We start from the raw sequence: 18,387 nt of genomic DNA on the forward strand, positions 1-18,387 counted from the left end.
CAACGGTCGGTACCCGCCGGTTGGGACCGGTGCGCACGATGGCGGTGTCGCGTGCAAGGTATTCATCCCTCCGCCACGGCGCGGGCGCGCACAATGGCGGCCATGCCCGCCTCCCCCGCCGCCGGCGCTACCGGCCAGAAGAATCCCAGCCTGCGCGAACGCTTCCAGGCGATGCGCAACCTGCCCCCGTTCCTGCGCCAGGTCTGGCAGACCAGTCCTGCGCTGGCCAGCGCCAGCCTCGGCCTGCGCCTGATCCGTGCGTTGTTGCCGGTGGCGATGCTGTACGTGGGCAAGCTGATCATCGATGCCGCGCTGCTACTGAGCCAGCACGAGGCCGGCTTCCCGCCGTTCGGCCAGGCGCTGTCCAGCGGCCTGCTCAACCCGCTACTGGGCCTGCTGGCGCTGGAGTTCGCCCTGGCGATCGTGTCCGACCTGCTCGGCCGGGCGGTCAACTACGCCGACAGCCTGCTCTCGGAGCTGTTCACCAACGTCACCAGCGTGCGGCTGATGGAACACGCCGCCGAGCTGGACCTGGAAGACTTCGAAGACCCCGACCTGCAGGACAAGCTGGACCGCGCGCGGCGCCAGACCATGGGCCGGATGAACCTGATGAGCCAGCTGTTCGGCCAGGTGCAGGACGCCATCACCGTGGCCAGCCTGGCAGTGGGCCTGCTGGTCTATGCACCGTGGCTGATCCTGCTGCTGGCGGTGGCGCTGGTGCCGGCGTTCATCGGCGAATCGCACTTCAACGCGGCCGGTTACTCGCTCAATTTCCAGTGGACCCCCGAGCGCCGCCAGCTGGACTACCTGCGCCAGATCGGGGCCAGCGTGGAAACCGCCAAGGAAGTGAAGATCTTCAACCTGCACCGCTTCCTGATCGAGCGTTACAAATACCTGGCCGACAAGTTCTTCCATGCCAACCGCGCACTGGCGCGCAAACGCGCGTTCTGGGGCACGCTGCTGGCCGCGCTGGGCACGCTGGGCTACTACACCGCCTATGCCTACATCGCCTGGCGCACGGTGCGCGGCGATTTCTCGATCGGCGACCTGACCTTCCTGGCCGGCAGCTTCCTGCGCCTGCGCCAGCTGCTGGAAGGCCTGTTGATCGGCTTCTCGCAGGTGGCCGGGCAGGCGCTGTACCTGGACGACCTGTTCTCTTTCTTCCAGATCCAGCCGGAAATCCACTCGCGTACCGACGCGGTGCCGATCCCGCAGCCGATCACGCGCGGCTTCGTGTTCGACAACGTCGGCTTCCGCTACCCCGATGCGGAACACTGGGCGGTGCGGCATCTGGACTTCGAGCTGCGCGCCGGTGAAGTCCTGGCCCTGGTCGGCGAAAACGGCGCCGGCAAGACCACCCTGGTCAAGCTGCTGGCGCGCCTGTACGACCCCGACGAAGGCCGCATCCTGCTGGACGGGCGCGACCTGCGCGACTACGACCTGGACGACCTGCGCGCCAACATGGGGGTGATCTTCCAGGATTTCGTGCGCTACAACCTCAGCGCCGGCGAGAACATCGGCGTGGGGCTGGTGGAGGCGATGACCGATGACGCGCGCATCCGTGATGCCGCCCGCCGCGGCATGGCCGACGAGGTCATCAACGCCCTGCCCAACGGCTACGACCAGCTGATCGGTCGCCGCTTCAAGCAGGGCGTGGACCTGTCCGGCGGGCAGTGGCAGAAGATCGCCATCGCCCGTGCCTACATGCGCGATGCGCAGGTGATGATCCTCGACGAACCGACCGCCGCCCTGGACGCGCGCAGCGAATTCGAAGTATTCCAGCGGTTCAAGGAACTGTCCGACAACCGCACCGCCGTGCTGATCTCGCACCGCTTCTCCTCGGTACGCATGGCCGACCGCATCCTGGTGCTGGCCGGCGGGCGGATCGAGGCCAGCGGCACCCATGCCGAGCTGATCGCCCAAGGCGGCCGCTATGCCGAACTGTTCGAGCTGCAGGCCGCCGGCTACCGCTGAAACCCCCATTCCACAAGCCTTTCCGGCCAGTCAATGAGAATTTATCTCATTTGAGATAAACTGGCCGGGACAAAACAGATCAGACCCCACCCCCATGTCTTCCGCTTTCGGCGCCGAAACGGTGCTTGAGGTCCGTCACTGGACCGACGCCTACTTCAGCTTCACCACGACCCGCGACAGCGGTTTCCGCTTCGAGAACGGCCAGTTCGTGATGATCGGCCTGGAAACCGAAACGCGGCCGCTGCTGCGCGCGTACTCCATCGCCAGCGCCAACTGGGAAGAGAACCTGGAGTTCTTCAGCATCAAGGTGCAGGACGGCCCGCTGACCTCGCGCCTGCAGCACATCCAGCCCGGCGACAAGGTACTGGTCGGCAAGAAGCCCACCGGCACCCTGCTGATCAGCGACCTCCACCCGGGCAAGCACCTGTACCTGCTCGGCACCGGCACCGGCCTGGCACCGTGGCTGTCGGTGATCAAGGACCCGGAAACCTACGAACGCTTCGACAAGGTGATCCTCACCCACGGCGTGCGTTACGAAAAGGACCTGGCCTACCGCGAGCTGTTCGAAAAGGAACTACGCGAGCACGAATTCCTCGGCGAGATGATCGGCGACAAACTGCTGTACTACCCGGCCGTCACCCGCGAGGCGTTCCCCAACCAGGGCCGCCTGACCTCGCTGATGGAAAGCGGCGAAATGCAGAAGACCCTCGGCCTGCCGCCGCTGGACCCCGAGCACGACCGCGCCATGATCTGCGGCAGCCCGCAGATGCTGGCCGACCTGCGCACCGTGCTGGACAGCCGCGGCTTCCAGACCTCCGCGCGCATCGGCACCCCGGGCCACTACGTGTTCGAACGCGCCTTCGTCGAAAAATAAGCGGCGGCCGGCGCTGCCGGCTGTTGGGCGCGTATGCGATCGATCGGCGGTAGGTCCGACCCAGGGTCAGACGCTTTTCACGGCCCACCGCAGTGCCCCAGCCCGGCCAGGCATCGGCTATATTCCGCCCAAGCCCGGCATCTCGCCCGGCCCCTCCGGAACCGCGTCGATGATCAGGAAGATCCGCCCCGCCCTCGTCTGCCTGCTGCTTGCCGTGGGCCTGGCCGCCAACGCCGCAGCGCCGGCCACCCCTTCGCCAAAAGCCGGCGACATCCCGCCGCAGGTCCTGGGCAAGGACCGCAAGGGTGATGTAGTCGACCTGGCCAGCCAGCGCGGCAAGATCGTCATCGTCACCTTCTGGGCCTCCTGGTGCGGCCCGTGCCGCAAGGAACTGCCGATACTCGGCCGCCTGCAGCAGGTGATCGGTCACGATGCCCTGCAGGTCTACGCGGTCAACCTCAAGGAACCGCGCGCCGATTTCAACGCCATCGCCCGCAGCCGTTCCGCCCCGCCGCTGGATTACCTGCACGACGCCAAGGGCGTGGTCAGCGAGCAGTACGGCATCAAGACCATCCCGCATATGTTCATCATCGGCCACGACGGCAGCATCGCCCACGTGCATCGCGGCTACAGCGAAGAAAGCCTGCCCGAAATCGTCGCCGACATCCTGGCCCTGCTGCCCGAGGAAGTACGCAACCGCCAGGCCGGCGGCTGACACCGCCGCCGCGGTAGAGCCACGCCATGCGTGGCTGGGACGTTTGGCAACCCGGTGATCCGGGGAGCCGGGCATAACCCGGCGTTACGCCAGCGCCGCCTCGATGTCGCCGCGCAGCGACTCGGGCTTGTCGGTCGGCGCATAGCGCTGCAGCACCTGCCCGTCGCGGCCGACCAGGAACTTGCTGAAATTCCACTTGATCCCGCGCGTGCCCAGCACCCCGGATTTTTCCGCCTTCAGCCACTGCCACAGCGGATGGGCGCCCTCGCCGTTGACCTCGACCTTGTCCGACAGCGGGAAATCCACCGCATAGGTCAGCGAACAGAAGCTGCGGATCTCCTCGGCATTGCCCGGCTCCTGGTGCCCGAACTGGTCGCACGGGAACCCGATCACCACCAGCCCGCGCGCCGCGTAATCCCGCCACAGCGCCTCCAGCCCTTCGTACTGCGGGGTGAAGCCGCATTTGCTGGCCACGTTGACCAGCAGCAGCACCTTGCCCTGGTATTGCGCCAGCGCCTGCGGCTGGCCGCTGAGGTCCACGAACGAGAAATCGAAGGCGGTGGTCATGGCGGAGATCCTGCGAAAAAAGGCATCTTAGCGCCGCGGTGGGGACGAACGGGGCAACGGGCAGCCAGCCGCAGGGGGCGATGACGCGGCGGGGTTCATGGGGAGCCGGCCAGCGGCCGGCACTACCGTCCCGTGCCGCGCTCGTCGATGCGCCGGCCAGGTGTCCCCACGCTTTCAACATGCCTTTCGACACAAGCCCGGGCCAACCGCCCCGGGTTAATCTCGGGCACTTGTCTGACCGGAGAATTCCCCTTGACCACCCGCCTTGCCCTTGCCGTCGCCGTGACCCTCGGCCTTGCCCTGCCTGCCTATTCGGCCGTCGCCGCGGCCCCCGCCGCCGCCAACGCCCAGCAGGCCAACCCGTTCTTCGCCGACAGCCCCCTGCCGCTGCACTACCCGCAGTTCGACAAGATCAAGGACAGCGACTTCGCCCCCGCCTTCGACGCCGGCATGGCCCAGCAGCTCAAGGAAGTGGAGGCCATCGCCAACAACAAGGCCAAGCCCACCTTCGACAACACCCTCATCGCCCTGGAAAAGAGCGGTGACACCCTGGACCGCGCCACCACCGTGTTCTTCAGCCTGGTCGGCGCCGACACCAACGACACCCGCAAGAAACTGCAGGCCGACTACTCGGCCAGGTTCGCCGCCCACAGCGACGCCATCGCCCTGAACGGCAAGCTGTTCGCACGCATCCAGACCCTGTACGACACCCGTGCCCAGCTGGGCCTGGACGCCGAAGGCGTGCGCCTGGTCGAGAAGTACTACGACAGCTACGTGCGCGCCGGCGCCAAGCTCAACGACGCCGACAAGACCAAGCTCAAGGCGATGAACGCCGAACTGGCCAACCTGGGCACCAAGTTCAGCCAGAACGTGCAGAACGAAGTGAACGCCTCGGCCGTGGTCGTCGATGACGTCAAGCAGCTCGACGGCCTGTCGGCCGAACAGATCGCCGCCGCCGCCGAAGCAGCCAAGGCGCGCAAGCTCGATGGCAAGTACGTCATCGCCCTGCTCAACACCACCGGCCAGCCGCCGCTGACCAACCTGCGCAACCGCGAGCTGCGCCAGAAGATCTACCAGGCGTCGGTCACCCGCGGCAGCCGCGGCGGCGAGTTCGACAACACCGCCCTGGTCTCGCGCATCATGCAGCTGCGCGCCGACAAGGCCAAGCTGATGGGCTTTGCCAACTTCGCCGCCTACAACCTGACCAACCAGACCGCCAAGACCCCCGAAGCGGTCAACGCCATGCTCGGCCAGCTCGCCCCGCCCGCGGTGGCCAACGCCAAGCGCGAAGCGGCCGACCTGCAGGCCATGATCGACCAGGAACAGAAGGCCGCCGGCAAGCCCACCTTCCAGCTCGAAGCCTGGGACTGGGCCTTCTACAGCGAGAAGGTGCGCCAGGCCAAGTACAACTTCGACGAGTCCCAGCTCAAGCCCTACTTCGAGCTGAAGAACGTGCTGGAAAACGGCGTCTTCTACGCCGCCAACCAGGAATACGGCCTGAGCTTCAAGCAGCGCACCGACCTGCCGACCTATCACGAGGACGTCACCGTCTACGACGTGTTCGACGCCGACGGCAGCCAGCTGGCCATCTTCATCTTCGACCCCTATGCACGCGCCTCCAAGCGCGGTGGCGCCTGGATGAATTCGTATGTGTCCCAGTCCGCGCTGACCGGCTTCAAGCCGGTGGTGGCCAACCACCTCAACATCCCCAAGCCGCCGGCCGGCAAGCCCTCGCTGCTGACCTGGGATGAAGTGACCACCACCTTCCACGAGTTCGGCCACGCCCTGCACGGCATGTTCTCCAACGTGAAGTACCCCTACTTCTCCGGCACCGCCGTGCCGCGCGACTTCGTCGAGTTCCCCTCGCAGGTCAACGAAATGTGGTCGGACAACCCGGCCATCCTGAAGAACTACGCCAAGCACTACCAGAACGGCAGCGCCATGCCGCAGGCGCTGCTGGACAAGGTGATCGCCGCGTCCAAGTTCAACCAGGGCTTTGCCACCACCGAGTACCTGGGTGCGGCGATGCTGGACCAGCGCTGGCACCAGATCGGCGCCGACCAGGTGCCGGCCGCCAAGGACGTGATGGCCTTCGAGCGCGCCGCGCTGGAGAAGGACGGCATCTACTACGCACCGGTCCCGCCGCGCTACAAGACCCCGTACTTCAGCCACATCATGGGCGGCTACTCGGCCGGCTACTACGCCTACATCTGGTCCGAAGTGCTCGACGCCAACACCCAGAAGTGGTTCCGCGAAAACGGCGGCCTGAGCCGCAAGAACGGCGACCATTTCCGCGCCACCCTGCTGTCCAAGGGCGGCAGCGTGGATGCGATGGAACTGTTCCGCACCTTCGCCGGGCATGAGCCGCAGATCGAACCGCTGCTGGAGAAGCGTGGGTTGAGCGGTGGGGATGGCAAGAAGTAACGCGCGCTTCGGCGACGTGGATTGAACCGAAACCGCCCGGCAATGCCGGGCGGCTTTTTTGGGGGCGCCCTCCCGCCATGCAACCTCATCGCGGCTGCATGCCAGCCCGCTGGTAGGGTCGCTCCCCGGACGACTGCACGTACTGATCCCCGGCCGATGATGGGCATGACCTGGACCGGAGACGGCGGTTGTGCGCCGCGGTGAGGCCACCGCCTTCCTCGATCAAAGCTATGCGTTCGTCGCGCCGACCAGCGGTATCGGCAGTCGTTTGGAAACCGACCCTACCTGGCCAGCCGTGGATACCGATTCGGCGACGTTCTCAATCGGCGCTTTCAGCCTGCCTGCGGATCGAAATAGGCGGCCCAGGTCTGCGGATCGGCGGACTGTGTGCTCGCGCGGGCGAACTGCCTCCTTGCCAGTGTGGTTTCGCCAGTATTGAGCAACGCCACGCCCAGATTGAAGGCGGTGTGCCTGTCAGTGCTGCCAAGGGCCAGCGCCTGTTCCAGCAGCACGCGTGCACCTGCGTGGTCGCCCCGGTCGCAGGCGACGGCGCCCAGGCAGGTCAGCAGCGGGATACTGGCGGGTTCATTGACGAGGGCGCGCTGCAGGATGGTCCATGCATTGCCCAGCGCAAGGTCGGCGCTGGCGATGCCGTTGAAGGCAGCGTCGACGTGTTGCCGGGCGGTGTCCAGTGCGGAGTGCACGGCGGTGGGCGGTTTTTCCATGGTGGGAGCGTAGCCGATGGGGGATGCAGTGGAATCGTTCTTGCCGAGCCGATCTCGATGATTTCTATGCCCCTACCGGATGTTGGCAATGTCCGTGCAGTCGACCGGGGTGCGACCCTACCAATGCCAATGCCAATGCCGTTGCCGTTGCAGTTGCCGCTGCCGCATCAGCGCGGCGCGATATACCCGCCCGGCACGCCCTGCGGGGACAGCACCAGCTGCCACAGCTGCGCATGCCGGCAGCGGAAGCTGGCCATGGCGCCGGCCAGGTAGAAACGCCACATGCGCTTGAAGCGTTCGTCGTAACGCTGCGGGTCCAGGCGGTGCCAGGCCGCTTCCACGTTCGCGCGCCAGGCCTGCAGGGTGCGGTCGTAGTCGGCGCCGAAGTTGTGCCAGTCCTCCAGCACGAACAATCCTTCGAAGGCTGCGGTGATCTGCGCGGCCGAGGGCAGCATCGAGTTGGGGAAGATGTAGCGCGCGATCCACGGGTCGGTGCGGTGGCGCGAGAGGTTGCTGCCGATGCTGTGCAGCAGGAACAGGCCGTGCGGATGCAGGCAGCGCCGGACCATCTCGAAATAACTGCGGTAATTCTTGTCGCCGACGTGCTCGAACATGCCCACCGACAGGATCGCATCGAAGGTTTCATCGACGTCGTGGTAGTCCTGCAGGCGGATCTCGATCGGCAGGCCGGCGCACAAGCGGCGGGCGTAGTCGGCCTGTTCCTGGGAAATGGTGATGCCCACCCCGGACACGCCGTAGCGTTCGGCGGCGAACTTCAGCGCCTCGCCCCAGCCGCAGCCGATGTCGAGCACGCGCTGGCCCGGGCGCAGCCCGAGCTTGCGGCAGATCAGGTCGAGCTTGGCGGCCTGGGCGGTATCCAGGTTGGAAGCGTGCGCCCAGTAGCCGCAGCTGTAGACCAGGCGCTGGCCGAGCATGGCCTGGTAGAGGTCGTTGCCCAGGTCGTAGTGGCGCTTGCCCACCTCCAGGCTGCCGGCGCCGGCCTGCAGGTTGAACAGCCGCGCCTTGAGCGCGTCGGCCAGCTCGCGCCAGCCATGGACGCGCTCGTCCAGGTGGGCCTGCATCAGGTGGAACAGGAAGTCATCCAGCGCGGCGGCATCCCACTGGGCATCCATGTAGCTTTCGCCCAGGCCCAGCGAGCCCTGGGCCATGACCCGCGTGTAGAAACGCGGGTCATGCACCTGGATGTCGTGCGGCCGCTCGCCGCCCACGGCGACCCCCGCTTCCTGCAGCAATTCGGTTACCCGCCGTTGCAGTCCCGCGTCCACCCCGCCTCCCCCGCTCAGCCGGCGGCGAACAGGCCTGCGTACGGCGCACCGACATGCGGTGCCAGCACGCTGGCCGGAACATCCACGGTCTGGGTGCCATCGGAGTACGGCCCTACCTGGTAGGGCGGAAACACGAAGCGCACCGCGCTGATCTTGCCGTCGGCCCCGGTCAGCGGCTGGAACTGGCGGAAGTTGTCGGCGCTGGGCTCGGTGCCGTCGGCGATCATCCGGCTGGCGCTGCGCAGCGATTCCTGCAACTGGCCCGGGTCCATGTCTTCGCTGCTCAGGCGGGTGGCCACGCGCTCGCGCAGCTGGTCGGCCACGTAGTCGCTGACCGCCTTCCAGCCCTTGGCATCGGCCACCAGCTTGTCGGCGGTGAGCATCTGCTGCTGCTCGGGCAGCCAGACGAAGCGGGCCACCAGCGGCTCGCCATGGGCGCCGCCGGTGTAGCGGCTGCCGTCGGCGCTGACCACTACCAGCTGCGGGGTTTCCAGCACCTTCTCAAAGCTCAGCGACAGCTCGTAGGGCATGGTCGGCTTGTCGTTGCCCAGCCCGTCCACGGCCTGCTGCAGTTCGCCGCGGGCACTGCCGGCGTAATCGGACAAGGCCTTGGCCAGGCCCGGGTAGCGCGCGATGTCGGCCGGGTAACTAATCCCGACCACGGCCTGCGGCGAAGTCTCGATCACATCGCGCAGTTCGACCGGCGCGCTGGTCGCGGCCGGGGTTTCGATGGTGCCCGGCTGCGTTGCGGCGGTGCCTTCGGCCGGCGCCGGCGCGGTGCTGTCGGCGTCACGCTTGCAGCCGGCCACCAGCACCAGGCCCACGGCCAGTGCCAACGCGCTGGCGCGCAGCGCGCGACGGTTTACTACGTTGTTCATTGCAATCCCCTTGTGGATATCCAGCATCTTGATCTCTCGTCCCTGAAGCAGGACCGGCCGCGGTCAGCCCGCCAGCAGGTCGTCGTATTCCTCGTGCCGCTGCATGAAGGCTTCGGCGTAGGCGCACGCCGGCACCACTTTGAATTTGTGTTCGCGCGCGTAGCGCAGGGCCACCTTGGTCAGCTCCCCGGCAATGCCCCGGCCGGCGATCGGCTCTGGCACTTCGGTGTGGGTGATGACCATGTGCTTGCGTCGGCGGCGGACCTGGATCTGGTAGTCCAACAGCGCCAGATGCCCCTGTACCCGGGCCTGGAACCGGTGGTTGGCAAGATCATGCTCCACCTCGTAAGCCAATCCGGGCGGGGTGACCGAAGCCATGGGCGGTGTCTCCTGCGGCGACTGACGCGATAGTGCGCAGCGTAGCGCCATGATCGTGTGAAGTCTGAACAGGGGCAAGCTTGGACGCACAGCGTCACATCCGGCCGCGCCCCCGACCGGCAGGCCTGCTGCCACCCCCGCACCGCCACGCACCCGGCCATTACCGCGCCGACGCGAAGGCGCCGGTTGGGGCGCGGCTAAAGTCTGATCCGCTCAAGCCGATATCGGGTACGGACAGGGCGCGAAAGCTGGCACGGCTTTTGCGACACCTGATTGACCGATCGTGCTCTACAAAGAGGTCCTGATGGACAACGCACTCACCTCCCCCGCCCCCGGCGATGCCGACAGCTCGCTGCTGGAAGGCCTGTTCCAACTGGCCGTTAACGGCCAGACCCAGGGCTGGGAATTCGACCAGATCGACAACGAAGTCTATGCCCGCCTGCTCAGCGCCTACGGCACCGACAGCAAGAAGCCCGCGTAGGCGCCCGACGGCGTCACGGCAGACAGGTCACGACCAACGGTCGTGACCTACCGGATCCCGCACCGGCAGGTACCGACCATTGGTCGGTACGCCCATGATCCCCACACCGGTAGGTACCGACCGTTGGTCGGTACAGCCGCACGGGTAGGCAACGACCGATGGTCGGTACGCCACCACCGGCTCAGCCCAGCGGGCGGAAGCTCGGGTTGCCCAGTTCACGCAGGAAGTGGGCAAAGATGCTCGGCTGCATGGCCAGCATGAAGATCACCCCGAACGCCGCACCGGCCAGGTGCGCGCTGTGGTTGATGCGGTCACCGCCCTTGCGGTCCATCCAGATGCTGTAGCCCACGTAGAACACCGCGTAGATGATCGCCGGTGCCGGGATGAAGAACACGAAGATCACGCTCCACGGGCTGAGCAGGATGAAGGCGAACAACACCGCCGACACCGCACCCGACGCGCCCAGGCTGAGGTAGTTCGGGTTCTTCTGGTTCTTCAGGTAGCTGGGCAGGATCGACACCACCAGCGCCCCCAGGTAGAACGCCGGATAGGTCAGGTAGCTGCCGGTCAGCTGCAGCATCACCTTCTCGATCTGGCCGCCGAAGAAGAACAGCGTGATCATGTTGAAGGCCAGATGCGCCAGGTCGGCGTGGATGAAGCCGTAGGTGATCAGCCGGTCGTACTGGCGATGGCGGTCCAGCGCCGGCGGCCACAGGATCAGGCGGTCGCCGAGCTTGCGGTTGTTGAATGCCATCCACGACACCAGGACGGTGATGGCGATCAGCAGCAGATTGACGGGGGTCATGGCGGGGCTCAGGCGGTGCGGTAGTTGTCGACCATACGATAGCGCCTGGCATACCAACCAAACGCCAACGCCGCCAGGAACGCGAAGCCGGCGAAGAAGAACATCAGGAACGCGGCCTCGCTCAGGCCGGTACTGGCGATGTTGTGGGTCACCGTGTCGTTGCGCACTGCCGCGTTGGACAACAGCACCCACAGGTTGCCGATGGTGGTGGTCAGGTTCCAGAAGCTCATCACCACGCCCTTCATCGCCTGCGGCGCCTGGCTGTAGGCGAACTCCAGGCCGGTGGCCGAGACCAGCACCTCACCGAAGGTGAGCAGCGCGTAGGGCAGGATTTGCCAGAAGATGGACATGGCATTGCCGCCATCCATCATCACCTGGATGCTGCCGATCACGACCCAGGCGAGGCCACTGAAGGCAATACCGGCAGTCATCCGGCGCAGCGCGGTCGGCTCGAAGCCGAAGCGGCGCAGCGCCGGGTACAGCACCAGGTTGTTGAACGGGATGAGCAGCATCACCAGCGCAGGGTTCAAGGCCTGCATCTGCGAGGCGGTGAACCAGCTCGGCATGACCATGTCCTTGCCCTGCAGGACCCAGGTGGAGGCCTTCTGGTCGAACAGCGAGAAGAACGGGGTGGTCAGCGCGAAGATCACCAGCACGCGCAGCACCGAGCGCACACCCTCCACCGCTTCGTCCGGGTGTTGCCCGCGGGCTGCCTCCAACCGCATCCATGCGCCACCACCGACGCCGATCAACAACGAGACCAGCGCCAGGCACAACACGATCACGATACCCAGCATCGGGGTGAAGATTCCCATACCCAGCGCTACCGCGACGCCGCCCAGCGCCATGGCCAGACCGGGTTGTTCACGACGTACCCACAGCACCGCGGCCACCGCGCAGGGAATGACCATTGCAACACCCAGCCAATAGACCGACCCGACCGCAATCAGAACGCCAAGCGCACGCATCACCGGCGATGCCGGGCCCGCTACGGGCCGGCGGCTCAGCAGGGCCGTACGCACCACAGCCGCGAAGGAATTGGGATCCTTGGACGGCAGCGGTACCAGCACGTATCGCTTGCGGCCCAGCCAGAACACGAAGGTGGCCACGAACATCAGGATGCCCGGGATGCCGAACGCCCACGCCGGGCCCAGGTTCTTCAGCGCCAGCGGGATCAGCAGCGAGGCGAACAGCGAGCCGAAGTTGATGATCCAGTAGAAGGCGTCGAAGACGATCTTGGCCAGGTGCTTGTTGCCCTGGTCGAACTGGTCGCCCATGAACGAGGCCACCAGCGGCTTGATGCCGCCGGCGCCCAGCGCGATCAGGCCCAGGCCGACGAAGAAGCCCTGGCGGCTGTCCTCGAACAGCGCAAGGCAGGCGTGCCCGGCGCAGTAGATCAGGCTGAACCACAGGATGGTGTGGTACTTGCCGAAGAACTTGTCGGCCAGCCAGCCGCCGAGCAGCGGGAAGAAATACACGCCGATCATGAAGCTGTGCATGATGTCCTTGGCCTCGGCCTCTCGCGCCGGGTCAAGCACTTCCTGCAGCAGCAGCGAGGTGATCAGGAACTGCACCAGGATGTTGCGCATCCCGTAGAAACTGAACCGTTCGCAGGCCTCGTTGCCGATGATGTACGGAATCTGGCGCGGCATCTTTCCCTTGCCTGCGCTGGCGGCGGCGATCGTGCTCATCCTGTGGGGTTGTCCTGCAAATACGGAAGGCGGCAAGGGTACCGGAAGCGGCTACCCCAGCGCACGCTGCACAGCTGCGTGACAGGGACCGGCCAACATGGCAGGCAGGCGGGCCGATCGCGCCCGAAGTCACGACGCGTCCACGGACAAAGCGTAAACTTATCGTTATGCGCACCCTCTGGATTGCTGTCACGGAACGTCGGCCGGGTTGGCTGCTGCTGTTGCTGCTGGCCGCCCCCGGCGCGTCGGCGCAGCCGCACCCGGCCGAGCCGCAGCCGCGCCTGTTGACGGTAGCCACCCTGGAACTGCCCAGCCAGGACGAAGCGCAGTGGCAACAGCAGCGCGACCAGGTGCTGCAGCTGCTGCAGGGCCTGCAACCGGATGTGATCGCGGTACAGCGGGTGTTGCAGACCCAAGGCCGCAACCCGGCCTGCTGGCTGGCCACGCGGCTGCGCTACAGCTGCGATTTCGTCACCGCCGACCCGCCCAGCCAGGCACTGCGCCATGGCAGCGCGATGCTGACCCGGCTGCCGGTCAGCGAGGACGGGGTGACCCTGCTGCACCCGCCGGGCCTGTACAGCGCGGCCGGGATGCTGCGGGTCAAGCTGCGCGAAGAGCTGGTCAACATCTATGTGGCGCGACTGCGCCCGGAACAGGACCAGGCGCAGGTGCGCCAGCACCAGACCAGCGACCTGATGACCTGGATCGGCGCCACCGCCGAGGGCCTGCCGTCGCTGATCGCCGGGGATTTCGCCGCCGACACCGCCGAACTGGTGCGCAGCTCGCCCGGCTTCCAGCCGGCACGCAAGAACCCGGGCGAACGCGTCGACCCGCCCTCGGCGGCGGGCAGCGCGCGCGGCCACGGGCTGGACGTGCTGTTCCAGGTCAAGCATTTCGACGGCGTCGGCCAGCAGGCATTGCGGCTGCCGCCCGGCGAAGGCGGCGAGGCCGGCGCCGGCGCGCTGCGGCTGGGGGTGATGGCCACCCTGCGGCTGCAGTCGGCACTGCCGGCCAGCGCACCCTAAGCCGGTAGGTCCGACCCATGGTCGGACGCATCTTCGGTCGGACGCATCTTCGTTCGGACGTGCGTTGTCCGAGCGTGGCTCGGACCTACCGGTTGTTCCTGTGCGGAAGCTCGGTGCAGGAACGAAGCCCCCAAAAAAACGGCCAGGCATCGCTGCCTGGCCGTCTTCATTGGTCCCTGGCGGGATCGATCAGGCGATCGCTTCCTGGTAACGACGCTCGACTTCGTTCCAGTCGACCACGTTGAAGAACGCGCCGATGTATTCCGGGCGACGGTTCTGGTACTTCAGGTAATAGGCGTGTTCCCACACGTCCAGCGCCAGGATCGGGGTGTTGCCGTCCATCAGCGGGCTGTCCTGGTTGGCGCTGCTTTCCACCACGACCTTCTTGTCCGGGGTGACGCTCAGCCAGGCCCAGCCGCTGCCGAAACGGGTCAGCGCGGCCTTGGTGAAGGCTTCCTTGAACTTTTCCAGGCCGCCGAGCTGGGCGTCGATCGCCTTGGCGACTTCACCGACCGGGGCACCGCCGCCGTTGGGCGACATCACCGTCCAGAACAGGCTGTGGTTGGCGTGGCCGCCACCGTTGTTGCGCACCGGGCCCTGCAGGTTTTCCGGCAGCGACTTGGTCTTCTTCACCAGCTCTTCGATCGGCAGGTCGGCGAATTCGGTGCCTTCCAGGGCCGCGTTGACATTGTTGATGTAGGTCTGGTGGTGCTTGGTGTGGTGGATTTCCATCGTGGCCGCGTCGATATGCGGCTCGAGCGCGTCATAGGCGTAGGACAGCTTGGGCAGGGTGTAGGCCATGTGGTTCTCCTGGTAGCTCACTCACCCGGCGAAGACCGGGCGTTGCGCTGTGGATGATGGGGATGGTCGCCAAGCATACCAAGGGCGATGTAAAGGAAAACTGGTGGCGCCGCTGCACCGATGTGACATCGCGATAACCGCCAACGGCGGTCAAGCCTGCGTTCGGCTGCGCCTCATCGCCGCGTGCCGCAATCGCAGTAGAGTAGTGGCCACCCTCCGCTGCCCTGCCCCCGCCCATGCGCAAGCCCCTGCTGTTGTTGGTCGCCATCGTGCTGCTGGTCGGTGGGCTGGCCGCGGCCAAACTATTGCAGCGCCCACCGGCGCCGCAGTTCGCCCCGTCGCTGACCGGCCCGGCCGCCGCCGAACCGGCCCGCGCCAGGCCGGCGCACGACCCGCTGCCAGCCTTCCTGCCCGCCCAGGCGCGGCAGACCATCGCCCTGATCCAGCGCGGCGGCCCGTTCCCGCACCGCCAGGACGGCAGCGTGTTCGGCAACCGCGAACAACGCCTGCCGCCGCGCCCGCGCGGCTATTACCACGAGTACACGGTGGACACCCCCGGGGCCGGCAACCGCGGCGCACGCCGCATCGTTACCGGCGGCACCCCGCCGACCGGCTGGTTCTATACCGACGACCACTACGAGACCTTCCGCAGTTTCGATGTTCCACCGGCCGGGAGCTGGCAATGAACCATGATGGATTCGAGATGGGCCTGCACGACATCAACAATGCCGGCGTGTATGCGATCGGCAACGACGATGTGGGGCCGCTGTCGGCGGCGATGCGCGACGCCGGCCTGCGCGTGGTGCAGATCGACCTGGACGGCTGCCGGGACAAGCGCACGCTGCTGATGCGGATCGCCACGCGGCTGGATTTTCCGTCCGGCTTCGGCGGCAACTGGGACGCGCTGACCGACAGCCTGCGCGACCTGGCCTGGCTGCCGGCCAACGGCTATGCGCTGTTCTTCACCGACGCCGACGCGCTGCGCGCCCAGGCGGCCGCCGATTTCGACACCCTGCTGGACGTGCTCGACGAAGCCAGCGGCAGCTGGAGCGAAAACAGCGTGCCGTTCTGGGCGTTCGTGGCGCTGCAGGATGCCGATGTGGCCGTGGACCGGTAGCCCCACGCCGGATCAGGCAAACCCCACACCAGGTAGAGCCACGCCATGCGTGGCTGCTCTCCGGCGCGGCGTCATGGCAGCTGCCAGCCACGCATGGCGTGGCTCTACCGGCGCAACATCCCCACACGCTCTGCAAGCCCCGTAACGCATCCATCAGGAGCCCCCTTGTTGTTCAAGGGGGCGCGCCAACGGCGCGGGGATAAGGTGGAATGCGCGGACAACGGCAGCCGCTGAGGCGCAGCCTCAGCGGCTGCCGTTGTCTTCCTGCAGCTCTTTCTTGAACGGGATATCCGGCGGCGGCCGCGCCACGGCCGGCTGGTCCTGCATGTTCGGGTTGGTCAGGCCGCAGCCGCCGCCGAACTGCAGCATCGACACCACGCAGGAAATCTTGCTGTTGGTTCCGGGAATGGGAATCTCCACGGCCTTGATGCCCTTGCGCACCCATTCGGCCAGCAGCGATTCGTTCGGCGCCCAGTACTTGTCCAGCGAGGTCGGCGTGTAGTTGTACGGCGGGCGCTTGAGCCAGGTGCCGGACTGGGCGATGCGCTCCTTGGTCCAGCCGTCCTTGTCGCCGCCGGGCGCGCCGCGTTCGCCGGCGCCCTTGCCGTCCTGGCTGGGCACGCGCGCGCTGCCGTCGGCATTGAACAGGCTGCCGCCGCGGTTGCCGGTGGCCGCGACCGCGCGGCCATTGAGGTCGGCATCCTGCCGATGGTTGGCCGCGCCCCAGTCGTCGCCGCGGGTCGGCGTGGCCCAGTTGCCCGGGTCGGCGGCGGGCCTGGCCGCAGGTGCAGGCGCAGGGCTGCGCGCGGCCGCCGGTGCAGTGGACGCGGCCGTGGCCGGGTTGGGCGTGCTGGCACTGGCACTGGCGGTCGCGGGCGCGGGGCTTGGCGGCGCCGGGCGCGGGGTGGCATTGGGCACGCTGCGCTCACGCACCGACAGCTCCCGCGTACGGCCGGGCACCACGATCTCCCGCTGCGGCACGGCGGCCACCGCCACCGTAGCCGCTGGTGCTGGCTGGATCTGGCGTTCGCGCACCTGCAGCTCGCGTTGCGGCAGGCGCGCCTCCACCTGCGGGCCGGGCACGGGCACGGTCGGGGCGGGTGCGTTGGGCACGCTGACCTCGCGCTCGCGCACGACCAGTTCCGGGCTGCGCAGCGCCGGGGTCAGCGGGCGCGGGGCCGGTGCGACCGCGGCCGGGGCCGGCGCCTGCACCAGCGGGATGCTGCGTTCGCGCACCGCGATGTCCTGCGGCTGGGGCGGCACCACGCGCACTTCGGTGCGCGCCACGCTGGTGGGCGGCACCACGAAATCGGTTGTGGCCTGCGCCACCTCGGTGGCCTGCACCGGCTGTTCCACCGCCGGGGTGGCCTCGCTGGGCGGGGCCGGCTGCGGCTCGCTGGCGGTCGGTTCGGATGCCGGTTGTGGTGCCGATGCCGTCGGCGTGGGCGCAGGTGCCGCGCCGGTATCGGCAGCGGCGGCGGCGGCAGCAGGTTCGCCACCGCCCTGCTCCTGCGGGGTGCCGCGGCCGACCAGCGACACTTCGATGCGTTCGCCTTCGCCGCCCTGTTCCGGCTCGGCCGGCGGGCGCACCAGGGCCACCCACAACAGCAATACCGCAAACAGCACGTGCAGCAACAGGCTGATCCCGGCCGAGCTCCAGCGCATCCAGCGCTGGTCGCGTGGCGCCGGTTCCCAGCCCTGCCAGAGCAGGCGGCGCAGGGCTTGTACCGCCCCCAGCGACGGCAACCGGCCGGGCGGGCCAGGCAACGGGCGCCCGATCAGCACGGCGATCACCTCGCCGGCGCGGAACGGCCGCGGCAACGGGGTCAGCGCGCGCAGCCACAGGCCCCACCCATAGGGCAGGCCGGTGGTTTTCTCAAGGATGCGGTTGTCCGGCTGGCGTGCCAGCAGCCAATCGAGGATCTCGTCAGCCCGGCGCAATGGCACGCAGCGCGATCAGGCGGCCGTGCCGCGCGGGATGTACGGCGCGTTGCCACTGTCGTGGTCGGTCGCATCGCGCACGGCGGTGATGCCCGGCACGCGGCCCATCAAGGTCTTCTCGATGCCCTGCTTGAGCGTCACATCGGCCATGCCGCACCCCTGGCAACCGCCACCGAAGCGCAGCAGCACCACGCCGTCGGCGGAAACTTCCTGCACCGCCACCTTGCCACCATGCGAGGCCAGCTGCGGATTCACTTCGTTCTCCACCACCCAGCGCACCCGTTCGATCAGCGAATCGGACTGGCCGGGGGCTTCGCCCTTGATCTTCGGTGCCTTGATGGTGAGCTGCTGGCTGCCGGTGGCGTTGCTGACGATGTCGATCTCGGCCCCGTCCAGCCAGCCCACGCTGGGCGCATCGACGAACAGGGTGAAGCCGTCGCAGTCCACCGCCCACTCATCGCCCAGCAACTGGCTCGGCTCGGCGAATTCCAGGCGGGCATCGGCGCGCGGGGTGCCGGGGTCGACCGCGCTCAGGCGCACGCCCATGCCGGGCACGGCCTCACGCTCGATCAGCTTGCGGAAATAGGTCTGGGCAGTGTCGGATATCTGGATCATCGGGCTATTCTAGCGGCTTACATGTTATGCGCTCATTCGGCTTATACACCGGGCGGCGCATCGTTCAGGCATCCCGCAACACACTGGAGT

18 protein-coding genes are annotated in these 18,387 nt (G+C 67.3%); 8 read left to right on the plus strand and 10 right to left on the minus strand.

Annotated elements, in window-relative coordinates:
• The first annotated feature begins 102 nt into the window (after positions 1–102).
• The 3 genes from IC535_RS13615 to IC535_RS13625 all read left to right on the plus strand — a co-directional run bounded on the left by IC535_RS13615 (position 103) and on the right by IC535_RS13625 (position 3,563).
• Positions 103–1,974, plus strand: a complete 1,872-nt coding sequence (locus IC535_RS13615; protein ID WP_228886864.1) for an ABC transporter ATP-binding protein — start codon at positions 103–105, stop codon at positions 1,972–1,974.
• A gap of 94 nt (positions 1,975–2,068) precedes the next feature.
• Complete coding sequence (locus IC535_RS13620) at positions 2,069–2,848, plus strand: ferredoxin--NADP reductase (protein ID WP_228886863.1); 780 nt, start codon at positions 2,069–2,071, stop codon at positions 2,846–2,848.
• A 169-nt stretch (positions 2,849–3,017) separates the two neighbouring features.
• Positions 3,018–3,563, plus strand: coding sequence for a TlpA family protein disulfide reductase (locus IC535_RS13625; RefSeq protein WP_228886862.1), 546 nt, complete (start codon positions 3,018–3,020; stop codon positions 3,561–3,563).
• Positions 3,564–3,647: 84 nt separating this feature from the next.
• Here IC535_RS13625 and IC535_RS13630 read toward each other — a convergent pair whose 3' ends face one another.
• Positions 3,648–4,130, minus strand: coding sequence for a glutathione peroxidase (locus IC535_RS13630; RefSeq protein ID WP_228886861.1), 483 nt, complete (start codon positions 4,128–4,130; stop codon positions 3,648–3,650).
• Positions 4,131–4,382: 252 nt separating this feature from the next.
• Between IC535_RS13630 and IC535_RS13635 the strand changes: the two genes are divergently transcribed.
• Positions 4,383–6,554 (plus strand): M3 family metallopeptidase, encoded by a 2,172-nt coding sequence (locus tag IC535_RS13635; RefSeq protein ID WP_228886860.1) that lies wholly within the window; start codon positions 4,383–4,385, stop codon positions 6,552–6,554.
• A gap of 332 nt (positions 6,555–6,886) precedes the next feature.
• On the opposite strand, the gene IC535_RS13640 is transcribed toward IC535_RS13635, so the two are convergent.
• From IC535_RS13640 to IC535_RS13655, 4 genes are all read right to left on the minus strand, one after another.
• Positions 6,887–7,279, minus strand: coding sequence for a tetratricopeptide repeat protein (locus IC535_RS13640; RefSeq protein WP_228886859.1), 393 nt, complete (start codon positions 7,277–7,279; stop codon positions 6,887–6,889).
• 167 nt (positions 7,280–7,446) lie between these two features.
• Positions 7,447–8,565 carry a cyclopropane fatty acyl phospholipid synthase gene (cfa, locus tag IC535_RS13645; RefSeq protein WP_228886858.1) on the minus strand — a complete coding sequence of 373 codons (1,119 nt, stop codon included), beginning with the start codon at positions 8,563–8,565 and terminating at the stop codon, positions 7,447–7,449.
• Positions 8,566–8,579: 14 nt separating this feature from the next.
• On the minus strand, positions 8,580–9,443 hold the full coding sequence (locus IC535_RS13650) for a DUF3298 and DUF4163 domain-containing protein (protein WP_228886857.1): 864 nt from the start codon (positions 9,441–9,443) through the stop codon (positions 8,580–8,582).
• A gap of 63 nt (positions 9,444–9,506) precedes the next feature.
• A complete protein-coding gene (locus tag IC535_RS13655; protein WP_228886856.1) occupies positions 9,507–9,821 on the minus strand; it encodes a GNAT family N-acetyltransferase in 315 nt (104 codons plus the stop codon).
• A gap of 304 nt (positions 9,822–10,125) precedes the next feature.
• On the opposite strand from IC535_RS13655, the gene IC535_RS13660 reads away from it, so the two are divergent.
• Positions 10,126–10,302 (plus strand): hypothetical protein, encoded by a 177-nt coding sequence (locus IC535_RS13660; protein WP_228886855.1) that lies wholly within the window; start codon positions 10,126–10,128, stop codon positions 10,300–10,302.
• A 181-nt stretch (positions 10,303–10,483) separates the two neighbouring features.
• Here IC535_RS13660 and IC535_RS13665 read toward each other — a convergent pair whose 3' ends face one another.
• Entirely contained in the window at positions 10,484–11,107 is a 624-nt protein-coding gene (locus tag IC535_RS13665) for a rhomboid family intramembrane serine protease (protein WP_228886854.1), read from the minus strand.
• Positions 11,108–11,115: 8 nt separating this feature from the next.
• Positions 11,116–12,798: an MFS transporter gene (locus tag IC535_RS13670; protein ID WP_228886853.1), complete on the minus strand. Its 1,683-nt coding sequence runs from the start codon at positions 12,796–12,798 to the stop codon at positions 11,116–11,118.
• Positions 12,799–12,965: 167 nt separating this feature from the next.
• Here IC535_RS13670 and IC535_RS13675 point away from each other — a divergent pair, with 167 nt between their 5' ends.
• A complete protein-coding gene (locus tag IC535_RS13675; protein WP_228886852.1) occupies positions 12,966–13,823 on the plus strand; it encodes an endonuclease/exonuclease/phosphatase family protein in 858 nt (285 codons plus the stop codon).
• A gap of 189 nt (positions 13,824–14,012) precedes the next feature.
• Here IC535_RS13675 and IC535_RS13680 read toward each other — a convergent pair whose 3' ends face one another.
• On the minus strand, positions 14,013–14,624 hold the full coding sequence (locus tag IC535_RS13680; protein ID WP_228886851.1) for a superoxide dismutase: 612 nt from the start codon (positions 14,622–14,624) through the stop codon (positions 14,013–14,015).
• 236 nt (positions 14,625–14,860) lie between these two features.
• Between IC535_RS13680 and IC535_RS13685 the strand changes: the two genes are divergently transcribed.
• Both IC535_RS13685 and IC535_RS13690 read left to right on the plus strand, forming a co-directional pair.
• Positions 14,861–15,310 carry a ribonuclease domain-containing protein gene (locus IC535_RS13685; RefSeq protein WP_228886850.1) on the plus strand — a complete coding sequence of 150 codons (450 nt, stop codon included), beginning with the start codon at positions 14,861–14,863 and terminating at the stop codon, positions 15,308–15,310.
• Positions 15,307–15,741 (plus strand): barstar family protein, encoded by a 435-nt coding sequence (locus IC535_RS13690; RefSeq protein WP_228886849.1) that lies wholly within the window; start codon positions 15,307–15,309, stop codon positions 15,739–15,741. The genes IC535_RS13685 and IC535_RS13690 overlap by 4 nt, the downstream gene beginning before the upstream one ends.
• 243 nt (positions 15,742–15,984) lie before the next feature.
• On the opposite strand, the gene IC535_RS13695 is transcribed toward IC535_RS13690, so the two are convergent.
• Both IC535_RS13695 and IC535_RS13700 read right to left on the minus strand, forming a co-directional pair.
• Positions 15,985–17,688 carry a hypothetical protein gene (locus IC535_RS13695; protein WP_228886848.1) on the minus strand — a complete coding sequence of 568 codons (1,704 nt, stop codon included), beginning with the start codon at positions 17,686–17,688 and terminating at the stop codon, positions 15,985–15,987.
• 9 nt (positions 17,689–17,697) lie between these two features.
• The gene (locus tag IC535_RS13700) at positions 17,698–18,297 is read right to left on the minus strand and encodes an NfuA family Fe-S biogenesis protein (RefSeq protein ID WP_228886847.1); all 600 of its coding nucleotides are present in this window, start codon (positions 18,295–18,297) and stop codon (positions 17,698–17,700) included.
• Positions 18,298–18,387: the final 90 nt, after the last annotated feature.

Origin of the sequence: Stenotrophomonas rhizophila, from assembly GCF_020857975.1 — a bacterium.
Classification (GTDB): Bacteria; Pseudomonadota; Gammaproteobacteria; order Xanthomonadales; family Xanthomonadaceae; genus Stenotrophomonas; species Stenotrophomonas rhizophila_C.

Excerpts from the sequence above, each read along its gene's own strand:
- IC535_RS13625 (WP_228886862.1), top strand. The coding sequence starts at position 3,018 with ATGATCAGGAAGATCCGCCCCGCCCTCGTCTGCCTGCTGCTTGCCGTG.
- IC535_RS13680 (WP_228886851.1), bottom strand. The coding sequence starts at position 14,624 with ATGGCCTACACCCTGCCCAAGCTGTCCTACGCCTATGACGCGCTCGAG.
- IC535_RS13640 (WP_228886859.1), bottom strand. The coding sequence starts at position 7,279 with ATGGAAAAACCGCCCACCGCCGTGCACTCCGCACTGGACACCGCCCGG.
- IC535_RS13620 (WP_228886863.1), top strand. The coding sequence starts at position 2,069 with ATGTCTTCCGCTTTCGGCGCCGAAACGGTGCTTGAGGTCCGTCACTGG.
- IC535_RS13685 (WP_228886850.1), top strand. The coding sequence starts at position 14,861 with ATGCGCAAGCCCCTGCTGTTGTTGGTCGCCATCGTGCTGCTGGTCGGT.
- IC535_RS13665 (WP_228886854.1), bottom strand. The coding sequence starts at position 11,107 with ATGACCCCCGTCAATCTGCTGCTGATCGCCATCACCGTCCTGGTGTCG.
- IC535_RS13690 (WP_228886849.1), top strand. The coding sequence starts at position 15,307 with ATGAACCATGATGGATTCGAGATGGGCCTGCACGACATCAACAATGCC.
- IC535_RS13670 (WP_228886853.1), bottom strand. The coding sequence starts at position 12,798 with ATGAGCACGATCGCCGCCGCCAGCGCAGGCAAGGGAAAGATGCCGCGC.
- IC535_RS13660 (WP_228886855.1), top strand. The coding sequence starts at position 10,126 with ATGGACAACGCACTCACCTCCCCCGCCCCCGGCGATGCCGACAGCTCG.
- IC535_RS13655 (WP_228886856.1), bottom strand. The coding sequence starts at position 9,821 with ATGGCTTCGGTCACCCCGCCCGGATTGGCTTACGAGGTGGAGCATGAT.
- IC535_RS13615 (WP_228886864.1), top strand. The coding sequence starts at position 103 with ATGCCCGCCTCCCCCGCCGCCGGCGCTACCGGCCAGAAGAATCCCAGC.
- IC535_RS13675 (WP_228886852.1), top strand. The coding sequence starts at position 12,966 with ATGCGCACCCTCTGGATTGCTGTCACGGAACGTCGGCCGGGTTGGCTG.
- IC535_RS13630 (WP_228886861.1), bottom strand. The coding sequence starts at position 4,130 with ATGACCACCGCCTTCGATTTCTCGTTCGTGGACCTCAGCGGCCAGCCG.
- IC535_RS13650 (WP_228886857.1), bottom strand. The coding sequence starts at position 9,443 with ATGAACAACGTAGTAAACCGTCGCGCGCTGCGCGCCAGCGCGTTGGCA.
- IC535_RS13700 (WP_228886847.1), bottom strand. The coding sequence starts at position 18,297 with ATGATCCAGATATCCGACACTGCCCAGACCTATTTCCGCAAGCTGATC.